Annotated in this window: 12 protein-coding genes; all 12 read right to left on the minus strand. The window is 36.3% G+C overall.

Annotated elements, in window-relative coordinates; all coding sequences use genetic code 11:
• Nucleotides 1–7: 7 nt before the first annotated feature.
• Nucleotides 8–523, minus strand: coding sequence for a hypothetical protein (locus tag BA768_RS08430; protein WP_065720386.1), 516 nt, complete (start codon nt 521–523; stop codon nt 8–10).
• Nucleotides 524–623: 100 nt separating this feature from the next.
• Nucleotides 624–1,478 carry a helix-turn-helix domain-containing protein gene (locus BA768_RS08435; RefSeq protein WP_065720387.1) on the minus strand — a complete coding sequence of 285 codons (855 nt, stop codon included), beginning with the start codon at nt 1,476–1,478 and terminating at the stop codon, nt 624–626.
• 152 nt (nt 1,479–1,630) lie between these two features.
• A complete protein-coding gene (locus BA768_RS08440; protein ID WP_065720388.1) occupies nt 1,631–2,386 on the minus strand; it encodes a T9SS type A sorting domain-containing protein in 756 nt (251 codons plus the stop codon).
• Between the two features lies 1 nt (nt 2,387).
• On the minus strand, nt 2,388–2,915 hold the full coding sequence (locus tag BA768_RS08445) for an ankyrin repeat domain-containing protein (protein WP_065720389.1): 528 nt from the start codon (nt 2,913–2,915) through the stop codon (nt 2,388–2,390).
• Nucleotides 2,912–3,457: a YceI family protein gene (locus BA768_RS08450; protein ID WP_065720415.1), complete on the minus strand. Its 546-nt coding sequence runs from the start codon at nt 3,455–3,457 to the stop codon at nt 2,912–2,914. Before BA768_RS08450 ends, BA768_RS08445 begins: the two co-directional genes overlap by 4 nt.
• Nucleotides 3,458–3,467: 10 nt before the next feature.
• Nucleotides 3,468–3,818: a hypothetical protein gene (locus BA768_RS08455; RefSeq protein ID WP_065720390.1), complete on the minus strand. Its 351-nt coding sequence runs from the start codon at nt 3,816–3,818 to the stop codon at nt 3,468–3,470.
• Between the two features lie 2 nt (nt 3,819–3,820).
• Complete coding sequence (locus BA768_RS08460) at nt 3,821–4,666, minus strand: DUF5777 family beta-barrel protein (RefSeq protein ID WP_065720391.1); 846 nt, start codon at nt 4,664–4,666, stop codon at nt 3,821–3,823.
• 124 nt (nt 4,667–4,790) lie between these two features.
• On the minus strand, nt 4,791–5,441 hold the full coding sequence (locus BA768_RS08465) for a Crp/Fnr family transcriptional regulator (RefSeq protein ID WP_065720392.1): 651 nt from the start codon (nt 5,439–5,441) through the stop codon (nt 4,791–4,793).
• Between the two features lie 176 nt (nt 5,442–5,617).
• Nucleotides 5,618–5,926 carry a DUF3467 domain-containing protein gene (locus tag BA768_RS08470; protein WP_034679169.1) on the minus strand — a complete coding sequence of 103 codons (309 nt, stop codon included), beginning with the start codon at nt 5,924–5,926 and terminating at the stop codon, nt 5,618–5,620.
• 140 nt (nt 5,927–6,066) lie between these two features.
• Nucleotides 6,067–10,335 (minus strand): DNA-directed RNA polymerase subunit beta', encoded by a 4,269-nt coding sequence (gene rpoC / locus BA768_RS08475; RefSeq protein WP_034679167.1) that lies wholly within the window; start codon nt 10,333–10,335, stop codon nt 6,067–6,069.
• A gap of 165 nt (nt 10,336–10,500) precedes the next feature.
• Nucleotides 10,501–14,322 carry a DNA-directed RNA polymerase subunit beta gene (gene rpoB, locus BA768_RS08480; RefSeq protein WP_065720393.1) on the minus strand — a complete coding sequence of 1,274 codons (3,822 nt, stop codon included), beginning with the start codon at nt 14,320–14,322 and terminating at the stop codon, nt 10,501–10,503.
• Between the two features lie 450 nt (nt 14,323–14,772).
• A complete protein-coding gene (locus BA768_RS08485; protein ID WP_065720394.1) occupies nt 14,773–15,345 on the minus strand; it encodes a hypothetical protein in 573 nt (190 codons plus the stop codon).
• Between the last annotated feature and the right edge of the window lie 10 nt (nt 15,346–15,355).

Here is a 15,355-nt window from a genome sequence, read left to right on the forward strand (position 1 = left end):
ATGATGCTTAAAGCTCGTCCAAATGTAATGATTCCGTTTCTGTTTTATTGATTTTTATTTGTTTAACGATCTGATAAACAGAACCCGCGATAAAAAGTATAAAAATTACTAATAATGTCTTCCCGATCAAAGGGTCATTAATATCTTTAGCCAAAGGATGACCTACCGGAACTCTTGTAAGGGTTTCATTTACCGTGGGAAGCATCGACAAAAGAAAACTGAAAGACATCAGAAAGTTTTCGAAATAACGGGCTTTATTATTTCTTTCTTTTTTGCTATGAAGATAAAATGCAATGCAAATAAGAATTAAAATGACTAACGAAAGAGCGTGACCCACATTGAAACCGCCATGTTTGGAAATTCCCAAAGCTGTAACTGACGTGATGATGGTAAAATAAAAATATAATTTGCCTGTAATGTGATTTAAATTAACTTTCCCGAATCTGACGAATGATATTAAAGCTGATACAATGGCAACAACGCCAATGATGGTATGAAAAATTCCTAAAACTGATAATCCCATTTTTATTTTTTTTTTGAATGTTTGTTTTAAAATTGAATGTCTTTATTGACAGTACAAAATTGTAACAGATTCAGAAAAAAACTTTTGCAGATCAGCTCAATTATTTATCATTTTGGTTCAAACGAAATTTTGTTGGTGAGATCGTATACTTTTCGGTGAAACTTCTTGTAAAGTTGGCAAGATCATTAAAGCCGCATTCAAAAGCAATATCAGAAATACGTTCATGAGAAACCGAGAGCAGTTCGGCAGCTTTTTCAAGCTTTTTGGTTTTTATATAATTGGCGGGAGTATCATTGTACAGTTTTGCAAATTCTCTTTTGAATGAAGAAACACTCAGATTGTTATACTTGGCAAGTTCTTCAATGGTAATTGACGAAAACAAATGAGCCTCGATAATTTGTCTAAATGTATAAGTAGTTGGAGAAAAAAGCTGCGACAAAATAATCTGAATAGCCTTAACATTTTGTGTCTGGGAGAGCAATAATATAATTTCCTTTAGTTTCAGAACCAAAATATCTTCATTTACCAAAGAAGGGTTTTCGAAGTAAAACAATAATCCTTCAATATATTTTTGAATTAAAAAATCATTGTTAATTTGTTCTAAAGACTGATTAGAAATTATATTCTTTTGAGATTTAAGCAGCAAAGGAAGTTCCCTGTTGTAAATCTTTTTGAGTATATCAGGATGAAAATTGATAATTACAATCTCATTGCTGTGATCAGTACTATCATTACTGATCTGTTTATCAGAGTTAATACAATTCTGAAACAACGAATGTTTGCCTGGAAGATTTATTTTTTCGTCGTCTAATCGGTATTGCATTTCGCCTTCCAACATATACAGAAAGCAGGCATTGTCTGTGATCGGGAAATCAAATTTGAAAGGTGATTTTAAAACCAACTTATGTACCAAAGGTTTTCCGAACAGGTCGTATTGTTTGTGGTCAATTATCATAATAAGATCATTTTACTCAATTCTTTTTTTTAAACTGAATAAAAACAGCAATTTCAGATTGTAAATTTATTCAAATATTTTCACTCATATTTAAAATTAAAAATCCTGAAAACTCAAGGTTCTCAGGATTATAAAATTAATCTTTCTAAAAATTATTCTTTGATAAGTTTTTCATAAGATAAACTACCGTCTTTCAAGGTGATTTCGAGATAATAGTTTCCTGATTGCAAATCTGAAACATTAATATCTGCTCCGTCAACCTTAACCGTTCTTACTTTTCTGCCGGTAGATTCGTAAATATCAACCGATTTAATTTTATCGGAATTTTTGAAATAAACAGCTTCTTTTGCAGGATTCGGATATAAAGAAACTTTTTTGCTTTCTGAAGCCAAATCATTAGTTCCTAAAACCCCTGCCATATTTAAAGTTGCATATCCTCTGTTTGATCCGTGATATTGTAGATTCAAATCCGGTCCTTTTGCATAAAAAATATTGATAACTCCGGCTGCATTTGCAATAGCAAAGTCGCCTGTACCTCCTGAAAGAGATCTTGTCGCAACAACCGTTCTTGTACCAGCAGAAGTTGTATTGGAAGTCATCGTCCAGTTTTGTACCGGATCCGGAGAGATTGATCCGATGCCACCAAATGTATAATCTAAACCGGCAGATGTAGTAGAATTTGTATTATAAACAAATCCGTCTGATCCTGCACCCATTCCCGTCGTTCCGAAACCAATTCCTAAAAATGTTGTATCAGGACCTGTTAAGGTAATCGTTACCAAAGTAGAGGATGTATCCAATTTCACACTCATTCCTGTAGAACCTAAGCTTACTGTTCCTGAGGAAAAAGACTGAGCTCCCAACGAAATTGCAAGAGCCATTGATAATGTAAGTAGAATTTTTTTCATTTTAATTTTTTAATAAATTGATGATTTCTTTATTGTTTGTTTGTAGTGCATATTCAAAAGGTGTCATTCCCTGTAAATCTTTTACAGATTTGTCGGCTTTGTATTTCAGCAGCAATTCCACTAATTCTTTATTGCCAAATTTTACCGCCCAGAATAGTGGTGTAGATCCTGTAGAATCTGCAATATTCGGATCGGCATTTTTCTCTAATAATCGTTCCGTCAGATTCTTATTATATTTCACAGAGAGACCTGCCAAAGCAGTTCCTTCCTGACTTTTATAATTCACATCTTTTACATGATCAATTAAGAATTCGCCCACCTCAACATTGCCTTTATAACAAGCTAAAATCAAAGGTGAAAAACCGTTTTCATTGGTCTGATTGATAATATCCGGATTTTGCTTCATCAGATCTTTCACTTCAGCCACCGTTCCGTTTCTTGCAACATCAAAAATAGATTTTGTTTTTTCCTGAGCTGTCAACATGGTAAAACTCAGCATAAAACTTAAAATAAATAATATTTTTTTCATGATTTCGACATTACATAATTATACTCAACATTTACATTCTCAGCTACTTTTTTCATAACCATTTTAGGAATGGTCACTTTGAAATCTGCAGGTCTTGCTACGAATGTTCCCTGCATATAAATTTTGCCATCTTTAGTATACATTGAAGCCGTAGAAGTCATTGCTTTATCTACCCCATGAAAGTTTAATGTTCCCTGAACCGTATATTTCTGAGGAGATGCCGTCAATTTGGTTTTATCAAAATTGACAATCTTCCCTTTGAAAGTTGTCTTCGGATATTTTGCAGTTTCAGCATAGCTTTCGTTAAAATGCTCTTCCATTAATTTCACTTTAAAATGGAAATTCTTTACTGTAGAAACAGAAGCAAATTCTCCATTGTCTGCATTAATAATGGCAACATTGTTATCATCCTGTGCAAAAACATCTTCAAATAAAGGTACGGAAGCTTCAAAAGTTACTTTACCTGTTTTCGTAGAATATTTCTGAGCCGAAACAATATTTGCAAAACCTAATGCGGCGATTAATAATATCAGATTTTTCATATTAATTCTTTTAATTTTCAGAGAGCCCATCGACTTTCCATTTTGTGAAGATTGATATTTGTGATGGAGATAAACTTCCGCCTTGAGGCATTTTCTGAGGATCTCCGGTTGGTCGGTTTATTCTGTCGATAATTTTATCAATATTATTTTTCACCTGATTATAACTTGTCCAAGGCTGAAAAGAAGCCGGACCTCCCGGTGAATGACAACTGATACAATTGGCTTCGATAATCGGCTTTACATCTTTATTATAAGTTACCACTTCCGCAACCGGAGTTTTGTCTGAAATCTCTTCATAGGTTCTGCTTTCACAGGCAATGAATACTGTTGCCGATGAAATGATGTACATTAATTTTTTCATAATTAAAAAACTCTATAAAGATTAAACCCAAAGAAAATCTGCCCTTTCTCCCATTTTCCGGAAGCGTTGGTGAGATAACCAATATCTGAATTCAGCTGGGAATTTGTAAATAAAAGCTGGAACACGTGTCCCCCGGTTTCTATATCCATCCCGATTGACAGAGGATTTTTATAAAAACTGTGATTGTCGAAATTCACAAAATATTCTGCATTAATCGATATTCTTTTCGAAATCTTATAACGGCCACCCAAACCTGCCAAGAACTGATCTTTATCCTCAATCATGGGTTCGTAAAGATTTTTGTGAACATAAGAAGGCGTTAACTGCAGAGAAAAGTTTTCATTAAACCGTCTCGAAATTAAAGCCTGAGTAAGATACGAAAGACGATCCCCGAACTTCAGGTGCGGATAATTGTCTGTACTGAGATCTGTATTTATCGCCATGACATTATATCCTACAACATCAACAGGAAAGTTTTCACTTTGCTTTACTATTTTATACTTTGCAGCACCTTCAAAAGTTTTGAGATTGGTTTCCCGGGAAAGACTTAAAGAAAGGCCGTCTGTAATCCCATAAATTACTCCCAACTTGGTAGAAGCATCATCTAATCCGAAGAAATCTTTGAATCCTTTGCTTACATCCCCAAAACGGTGCGCTATTACAACGTACCATTCGTTTTTGGCAGAAAGCTTTGTAGACTGTCCCGTGACAATCTGAAGTGCTTTAAAAGCGGGCGGTGAAATTTCGGTGTTTTTTGTTTGAATGGTGTCAATATCTTTCAAAAGGTCTTCCTGTGCAAAGGCAAAACCTGAGGCAAATACTGACAAAAAAAGGAGAGTTTTTGTCATACACAAATTTTTTAAATATTCGTATGACAAACTTATAGACTTATCGTTCTAAAACTTGGTGATAAAAGTCACCGAGTGAATTGTTTTTATCAATCGGGATGTTAAAAGTATTAAATAATATTTATTAGCTTAATCTAACATTTTCATTTACAGGTAATTTTATCCCTTCTTTTGTCTGAAAAATTTCTCCTTCATTTTCAACTTTTTTCAAAACTCGGCTCACCACCTCTCTTGAAGTTCCCAAATGGTTAGCAATTTCTCTGTGAGTAAGCTTAATCGGATTGTTGCCGGTAGCAGAAATTTGCTGTCTAATATAGTTCAATACCCTTTTATCAAGCTTATGAAAAACAGCATCGTTCACCATATTCATGACATCAACGAAACGCTTTTCGTATTCTCCATAAAAAAGTCTGTTGATCTGCGGAAATTTTATCAACCATTCATGTACCACAGAAACAGGAATCAGAATAACTTCAGAATCTTCTTCTGCCACTGCGTAGATTCTGCTTGTATAATCAGAAAAAATAGAAGAGAATGTCATCAGACAGCTGTCATTCGGTCTGATGTAATAATATATAAGCTCTCTTCCGTCATTGAGAGAGAAGACTCTTATGGAACCCTTTATTAAAAAAGGGACAAATTTATTTTTCTGTCCTTCCCTGATGATTTCTGTTTTCGCTTTAATATCCGTTAAAACTGCGTGTTTTTTAAGCTCAATTGAAAAATCTTCACCAAGAAAACCAAATTTATTTGAAATAAACTGATTACTTATCATATCGTTGAATCATATCCAAAAACAAAGATATAGAATTGAATAATCTGTATTACATTTTATTTTAAAAAAATTACATTTATAGGATGATTGATTGATAATAATATTATTAAATAAAAACTAAAAAAAGAAAATGCCCCAGCTTTCGCTGAGGCATCCTTTGTATGTTTAAGAAAATCTTATGCGTTAACGTTGTTCCCACCTAATACGAAAGGCTCAACTTCTTTGATTTCTCCGAACTGCTGCTCATAGTTAGCAACATTTTGCTTAAGAGCTTCTAAAACTCTTTTAGCGTGAAGCGGAGCCAAGATTACTCTTGATCTTACGTTAGCTTGCTGTACACCCGGCATTAACTGGATGAAATCTACAACAAACTCAGATGGAGAATGGTTTACCAAAGCTAGGTTACAGTAAACTCCAGAAGCTACCATTTCGTTAAGTTGGATGTTGATGTTGTTAGGATCGTTGTTTTGATTTTGATTGTCCATTTTTCTTATTTAATGTTTTAAAAAGTTCAAGTTTCAAAAATAAAAAAAACTTTGAAGCCTGAACATTATTTTTTATTTATTTTACTTCGAGATGCGTGATTCGGGATACAAAATGTGCATCCCGAAACACGAAACTCATATTAGTTTAAGTCTTCGAATTCTTTCTTAGAACCTACGATTACATTCTGATACTCTTTAAGACCTGTACCTGCAGGAATTCTGTGTCCTACAATTACATTTTCTTTAAGACCATTCAATGCATCAATTTTACCTGCAACTGCTGCTTCGTTCAGAACTTTTGTAGTTTCCTGGAACGATGCTGCAGACATGAACGACTTGGTCTGAAGAGCTGCTCTCGTAATACCTTGCAATACAGGTGTTGCTGTAGCAGGTAAAGCTTCTCTTACTTCAACTAAAGCCTGATCTTCACGCTTTAATTTAGAATTTTCGTCTCTTAATTCTCTTGCAGTGATCATCTGACCTGGCTTGAATTCTTTCGAATCACCAGCTTCAGTAACTACTTTAAGACCGAATACTCTGTTGTTTTCTTCTAGGAAATCATATTTATGTTCAAGAGCACCTTCAAGGAACTGAGTATCACCTCCATCAACGATCGATACCTTAGTCATCATCTGTCTTACGATGATTTCGAAGTGTTTGTCATCGATTTTTACCCCTTGCAAACGGTAAACTTCCTGAATTTCATTTACTAAATATTCCTGAACGGCAGTTGGGCCTTTAATTCTCAAGATATCTTCCGGAGTGATTGATCCGTCAGAAAGTGGCGAACCAGCTCTTACGAAGTCATTCTCCTGTACCAAGATCTGGTTTGATAATTTAACTAAATAAATTTTTCTCTCACCAGTTTTAGCCTCAACGATAAGTTCTCTGTTACCTCTCTTGATTTTTCCGTAAGAAACTACCCCATCGATTTCTGTAACAACCGCCGGGTTTGAAGGGTTTCTTGCTTCGAATAATTCGGTAACTCTCGGAAGACCTCCGGTGATATCCCCTGCTTTTGCAGATTTTCTTGGGATTTTGATCAAGACTTTACCAGCCTTAATTTTTTCACCGTCATTAACCATTAAGTGGGCTCCTACAGGTAAGTTGTAACCTTTTTGTTCAACACCTTTAGAATCTACTACTTTCAGGGTAGGTACCGCTTTCTTATTTCTAGATTCAGAGATTACTTTTTCTTCGAAACCTGTAGCTTCGTCAATTTCCAACTGGAATGAAACCCCTTGGATAATATCTTCGTATTCTACTTTACCAGAAGTTTCAGCAATGATTACCGCGTTATAAGCATCCCATCTACAGATTGTATCTCCTTTCTTCACTTTATCACCTGGTTTTACAGATAATATTGAACCGTAAGGAACGTTGGCAACCATCAATGGAGTTCTTGCTTCGTTATCAGCAACCAATCTGAATTCTGTTGAACGAGAAACTACAACCTCAGCTGTATTACCGTTTTCATCTTCAGAAGTAATAGTTCTTACTTCATCCATTTCAACGATACCGTCTCTTCTCGCAACAATAGATGGGTTTTCTGAAACGTTACCTGCAGTACCCCCTTGGTGGAAGGTTCTCAACGTAAGCTGAGTTCCCGGTTCCCCAATTGACTGTGCTGCAATTACACCTACTGCTTCACCCATGTGAATCATTTTACCTGTCGCTAAGTTTCTACCGTAACATTTAGCACAGATACCTTTTTTAGTTTCACAAGTAAGTGGTGAACGTACTTCAACAGCTTCTAATCCTGCTTCTTCAATTCTCTTCGCTAATTGTTCAGTAATTACCTGATCAGCTTCAGCGATTAATTCATCACTTTCAGGATCGTAGATATTATGTAAAGAAACTCTACCTAAGATTCTTTCAGAGATTTTTTCAACGATCTCATCATTTTTCTTAAGGGCAGTAACTTCTGTACCTCTTAAAGTTCCACAGTCGTCTTCTGTAACGATAACATCCTGTGCAACGTCTACCAATCTTCTCGTTAAGTAACCCGCATCGGCAGTCTTAAGAGCGGTATCCGCAAGACCTTTACGAGCACCGTGAGTAGAGATAAAGTATTCTAAGATGGAAAGACCTTCCTTAAAGTTTGCAAGGATCGGGTTTTCGATGATCTCCGCACCGGTAGAACCAGCTTTCTGCGGTTTTGCCATCAAACCTCTCATCCCTGATAACTGACGGATCTGTTCCTTAGAACCCCTCGCTCCGGAATCAAGCATCATATACACAGAATTGAATCCACCTTGGTCAACTTTCATTCTGCTCATGATCATTTCAGTTAATCCGGCGTTGGTGTTTGTCCAAACGTCGATTACCTGGTTATAACGTTCTGTATCGGTAATTAGACCCATGTTATAGTTAGCTCTAATTTCGTCTACCGTTTCAATAGATGAAGCAATCATCTGCTTTTTCTCAACAGGAACTACAATGTCACCTAATGAGAAAGAAAGACCTCCTTTGAATGCATTTGAATACCCTAAGTCTTTCATTGCATCCAAGAACTTCACCGTTGTAGGGAAATCTGTATCAGCAAGGATCTTACCGATAACGTTTCTTAATGATTTCTTAGTTAAAAGCTCATTAATATATCCTGACTGCTTAGGTACAATCTGGTTGAACAAAATTCTACCAACAGAAGTTTCGATTAATCTTGTAACGATTTCACCGTCTTCTTTTACAGGAAGTCTACATCTTACTTTAGCATTTAATGATACTCTGCCTTCAGCATAAGCGATTTCCGCTTCTTCAGGAGAATAGAATGCAAGACCTTCCCCTTTTACTTTCATATCTTCTGTAGAAGACAATTCTTTGGTCATGAAATAAAGACCAAGAACCATGTCCTGAGAAGGTACCGTAATTGGAGAACCGTTTGCAGGGTTCAAGATGTTCTGAGAACCCAACATCAATAACTGAGCTTCAAGGATTGCTTCAGGACCTAATGGTAAATGTACCGCCATCTGGTCACCGTCGAAATCGGCGTTGAATGCTGTTGTTACCAACGGGTGCAGCTGTATTGCCTTACCTTCGATCATCTTAGGTTGGAAAGCCTGAATACCCAGTCTGTGAAGTGTAGGTGCTCTGTTCAATAGAACAGGGTGACCTTTCATCACGTTTTCTAGGATATCATAAACTACAGGTTCTTTTCTATCAATAATTCTCTTTGCAGATTTTACTGTTTTTACAATTCCTCTTTCAATCAGTTTTCTGATGATAAACGGTTTGTAAAGTTCAGCTGCCATATCTTTAGGAATACCACATTCGTGAAGCTGCAAGTTTGGACCTACAACAATTACCGAACGCGCAGAGTAATCTACCCTTTTCCCCAATAAGTTCTGACGGAAACGACCCTGCTTACCTTTCAATGAATCTGAAAGTGATTTCAATGGTCTGTTTGATTCAGATTTTACTGCAGAAGATTTTCTTGTATTATCGAATAACGAATCTACTGATTCCTGAAGCATACGCTTTTCGTTTCTCAAGATTACTTCCGGAGCTTTGATCTCCAATAATCTCTTCAAACGGTTGTTTCTGATAATAACTCTTCTGTAAAGGTCATTCAAATCGGAAGTAGCGAAACGTCCACCATCCAATGGAACTAATGGTCTTAATTCTGGCGGGATAACTGGAAGTACACGCATAATCATCCACTCCGGTCTGTTGATCATTCTTGTATTCGCACCTCTTAATGCTTCTACTACGTTCAATCTTTTCAGAGCTTCAGTTCTTCTTTGTTTTGAACCTTCATTATGCGCTTTGTGTCTCAAGTCGAAAGACAATGCATCAAGATCGATTCTTTTTAATAATTCCTCAACAGCTTCAGCACCCATTTTAGCGATGAATTTGTTTGGATCAGAATCGTCAAGATATTGGTTTTCTACAGGAAGAGTTTCCATGATATCAAGATACTCTTCTTCTGTTAAGAATTCCATGTTTTCGAAATCAGAACCGTCTAATTTTTTAGCAATACCCTGCTGAATCACTACATATCTTTCGTAGTAGATGATCATATCTAATTTCTTAGAAGGAATTCCTAAAAGGTAACCGATTTTGTTTGGTAAAGAACGGAAATACCAGATGTGAGCAATAGGAACAACCAAATTGATATGCCCAATTCTCTCTCTACGTACTTTTTTCTCCGTAACCTCTACACCACAACGGTCACAAACGATCCCCTTGTAACGAATTCTCTTGTATTTACCACAAGCACATTCGTAATCCTTAATAGGACCGAAGATCTTTTCACAGAACAAACCGTCTCTTTCAGGTTTGTGCGTTCTGTAGTTAATAGTTTCCGGCTTAAGAACCTCCCCTCTTGAGTCCTGTAAAATAGACTCCGGAGAAGCTAAACCGATGGTTATTTTATTAAAACGACTTGTTTTATTTTTATTTGATGACATAATTTTTAAATTAATTTGAGATTTGAGGTTTGAGATTTTGAGATTTACTCTATTACTCAATGCCTCTCCTTATTTATAAATCTGAATTTGTAAAATTTAAATATTTAAAATCAGCTATACGCTCTGCGCATCAATTTCAATATCAAATTTCGAATTTCAAATTAATTATTCTTCCAATCTTACGTCTAATCCAAGACCTTGTAACTCGTGAAGTAATACGTTGAAAGATTCAGGAATACCTGGTTCAGGCATTGCTTCACCTTTCGCAATCGCTTCATAAGTTTTTGCTCTACCAATCACGTCATCTGACTTCACAGTCAGGATTTCTCTAAGGATATTCGATGCTCCGAATGCTTCAAGAGCCCAAACCTCCATCTCTCCGAATCTCTGACCTCCAAACTGAGCTTTACCTCCTAATGGCTGCTGAGTAATCAATGAGTAAGGACCGATAGAACGTGCGTGCATTTTGTCATCAACCATGTGACCAAGTTTCAGCATATAAATGATACCAACTGTTGCAGCCTGTGTAAATCTTTCTCCGGTACCACCATCATAAAGGTGAGTGTGACCGAATTTAGGAAGACCTGCTTTCTCAGTGTACTCTGTAATCTGATCAAGACTTGCTCCGTCAAAGATTGGCGTAGCGAACTTCAATCCTAATTTTCTACCTGCCCATCCAAGAACAGTTTCATAGATCTGACCGATGTTCATACGCGAAGGTACCCCAAGTGGATTCAATACGATATCTACCGGTGTTCCGTCTTCAAGGAATGGCATATCTTCTTCACGAACGATTCTCGAAACGATACCTTTGTTACCGTGACGACCTGCCATTTTATCTCCTACATTAAGTTTACGTTTTTTAGCGATATACACTTTAGCCAACTTCATGATACCAGCAGGAAGCTCATCTCCGATTGAAATTGCAAATTTCTCACGGTTTTTAACTCCTTGAATATCGTTGAATTTGATTTTATAGTTGTGAATCAATTGTTTGATCAATTCATTCTTATCATTGTCAACAGTCCAATCTGCACCGCTTACGTTTACATAGTCTTCAACTGAAGTCAATAATTTATGAGTAAATTTCATACCCTTACCGATGATTTCTTCATCTAAGTCGTTGGTAACTCCCTGAGAAGTTTTACCGCTAACCAAAGTATTTAATTTTTCAATTAAACTATTTCTCAACTCGTCAAACTTAGCCTTATAAGTGTTTTCAATTTCTTCAAGTTTAAGTTTTTCTTCAGTTCTTTTCTTTTTGTCTTTAATGTTTCTAGAGAACAATTTTTTGTTGATCACAACACCTCTTAATGAAGAATCGGCTTTCAATGAAGCGTCTTTTACATCACCAGCTTTGTCACCAAAGATTGCTCTAAGAAGTTTTTCTTCAGGAGTCGGGTCAGATTCACCTTTTGGAGTGATTTTACCAATCATAATATCTCCTGGCTTCACTTCAGCACCGATTCTGATCATACCGTTCTCGTCAAGATCTTTCGTAGCTTCTTCAGAAACGTTCGGAATATCTGCCGTCAGTTCTTCCATACCCAATTTGGTATCACGAACTTCTAGAGAATATTCATCTACGTGGATTGAAGTAAACCAGTCTTCACGTACAACTTTTTCGTTGATTACGATCGCATCCTCGAAGTTATAACCTTTCCAAGGCATGAACGCAACCACTAAGTTTCTACCAAGAGCCAATTCTCCGTTTTCTGTAGCATAACCGTCGCAAAGCACCTGTCCTTTTTCCACTGTATCCCCTACTCTTACGTTTGGTCTTAGGGTAATGGTTGTACTTTGATTGGTTTTTCTGAACTTAGTAAGGTTATATGTTTTCGTAGCAGATTCGAATGATACTAAATCTTCGTCTTCGCTTCTTTCATATTTGATAACAATTTTATCAGCATCTACATATTCTACAATACCTGTACCTTCAGCATTGATCAAAATTCTAGAATCTTTTGCAACCTGCTGTTCCAGACCAGTACCTACAATCGGAGCCTGTGGCTTCAACAATGGTACAGCCTGACGCATCATGTTTGATCCCATCAACGCACGGTTCGCATCATCATGTTCCAAGAAAGGAATCAACGAAGCTGAAATACCGGAAATCTGATTCGGAGCAACATCAATAAGGTTTACCTGAGTAGGCTCTACTACAGGATAATCACCATCAAGTCTTGCAATAATTCTGTCTGTTTCGAAGTCACCGCTATCGCTCAATTCAACGTTTGCCTGAGCAATTACTTTATCTTCTTCGTCTTCTGCATTTAAGTAAATCGGATCAGCATTTAAATCAACTTTACCTTCATTTACTTGTCTGTAAGGAGTTTCGATGAAACCTAAAGTATTGATTTTAGCATAAATTCCTAAAGATGAAATCAAACCGATATTTGGTCCTTCCGGAGTTTCAATCGGACAAATTCTTCCGTAGTGCGTATGGTGAACGTCACGAACCTCGAAACCTGCTCTTTCTCTTGATAAACCACCAGGTCCTAGTGCAGAAAGTCTACGCTTGTGCGTGATTTCTGATAGCGGGTTGGTTTGGTCCATGAACTGAGAAAGCTGGTTGGTACCGAAGAACGAGTTGATTACTGATGTTAACGTTTTAGCATTAACAAGATCAAGCGGAGTAAAGATTTCGTTATCTCTAACGTTCATTCTTTCCTTAATTGTTCTTGCAATTCTTGAAAGACCTACACCGAACTGTCCTGCCAATTGCTCACCAACAGTTTTAATTCTTCTGTTTGATAAGTGATCGATATCATCAACATCTGTTTTTGAGTTTACCAACTCAATCAAATGTCTTACGATAGCAATAATATCTTCTTTTGTAAGAACTTCGGTAGTTGTAGGAATCTTAAGATTTAACTTTTTGTTTAGTCTGTAACGTCCAACTTCACCTAATGAATATCTTTGCTCAGAGAAGAATAATTTTTCAATGATTCCTCTTGCAGTTTCCTCATCGGGTGGATCTGCATTTCTTAACTGACGATAGATATATTCTACAGCTTCTTTTTCAGAGTTTGTAGGGTCTTTCTGTAATGTATTCTGAATGATAGAGAACTCGTTGCTGTTTTCTTTGTGAATCAGGATAGATTTCACACCAGCATCAAGAATTAGATCCAAATGTTCTTTTTCAAGAACTGTTTCTCTATCTAAGATGATTTCGTTTCTTTCGATAGAAACTACTTCACCGGTATCTTCGTCTACGAAATCTTCGAACCAAGTGTTCAATACTCTCGCAGCCAATACTCTTCCTTCTACTTTTTTAAGGGCAGCTTTAGAAACTTTCACTTCTTCAGCAAGATCGAAGATCTGAAGGATATCCTTATCAGATTCAAAACCGATTGCTCTTAATAGAGTTGTTAATGGTAATTTTTTCTTACGGTCGATATACGCGTACATTACGCTGTTGATATCGGTTGTAAATTCCATCCAAGATCCTTTGAAAGGAATAATTCTTGAATAATAAAGTTTAGTTCCGTTGGCGTGGTAAGTCTGTCCGAAGAATACACCCGGAGATCTGTGTAACTGAGTTACGATAACACGCTCTGCTCCATTGATAATGAATGAACCAGAAGGAGTCATATAAGGAACCGGACCTAAATAAACATCCTGTACAACCGTCTGAAAATCTTCATGTTCAGGATCCGTACAATACAATTTAAGTCTCGCTTTTAGAGGAACTGAATACGTTAAACCTCTTTCCACACACTCGTCGATCGAATAACGTGGAGAATCTACCAAATAATCTAAAAACTCAAGTACAAACTGGTTTCTAGAATCGGTAATTGGAAAGTTTTCCTGGAAGGTTTTGTGCAAACCTTCTTTCTTTCTGTCTTCAGGAAGTGTATCTAACTGGAAAAAATCTTTAAATGACTCCAACTGGATATCCAAGAAATCCGGAGTAATGATTTTTCCTTTAGCCGAAGAGAAATTAATTCTCTCCACTCCCCTAGTTGTTGATGTTGTTTTACTCATAAAACTTTTAAGAAAGGGTTAAAAAATATTTTGTTTTTATTCAAAAATATCAGATAATCAAGAGCCAAGAAAAAAGTAAAAAGATTAAAGGAATATATAACTTTGGCGCCGTTATGTATGTTTCTTTTACCTTGTTTCTTTTGTCTTTCGATATCTAACTGCAACACTGGTATATCTTTTCACAGTGTAGTGCAAAATATTTTTATTTTTATCTAATGGAGTTAAAAAGACGATAATACAACAAAAACAAGAAACACCCTTTCAAATTTATGAAAGAGTTGATTTTCAATAGATTACTGTATTATGTTTAATTTTAGCGCCAAAAGAGAATGCAAATTTACATAATTTTAATTTTATATGCAATAAAAAACCACTTCATTTTGAAGTGGTTATGAATTTATTTTTAAATCTGCTTTAAAATCCAGTCAGGATCAAAGCAATACTCAGGAATTATTTCCAGTAGTTCCATTTTACACCATCATACACTGCAAGTGAGTTGCTTTGTGTATCATAGCACATCATCCCCGGATAAGGACTTTTCACTGTTGTATGAGGATTTCTTACGTGTGGCAAAACCATTGCTTTATCAGCAGATTCTAAAACCAGTACCCCGGAAGCAGCCGTCGTACTTGAACCGATGATCACACCTCCATTCAAACCTGTACTCGGGTTATTAAGATCAGCAGGAATATCATTCCCAGCAGCATCAGATAAATTTACCCAAGCCCCGTTTGTAAACATTCTGACCATTCTTAATGCACGATCAAAAACAAATGTCCCATTGTTAGGATTGTTTGTCGTTGGCGCAGTTACGGCATATGAAGGTGAAGCAGTTACTGCAGGAAGAATGATCCCATTTTCATTGGTTGTTGCAGGATCTGTGGAAGCTTCCGTAGCAGTTGCTCCGGTAAAATCTAAAATCGTATTAACTCCGTTAACCGACTGTTTACCAATAGCAATTTGTGCATTGAAAAGACATCCACCAAAAATTAAAAAACCTACAAGTATATTATTTAGTTTCATTTTTTTAAGT

The sequence above is a fragment of the Chryseobacterium sp. CBo1 genome, from assembly GCF_001693475.1.
GTDB classification, from domain to species: Bacteria; Bacteroidota; Bacteroidia; order Flavobacteriales; family Weeksellaceae; genus Chryseobacterium; species Chryseobacterium formosense.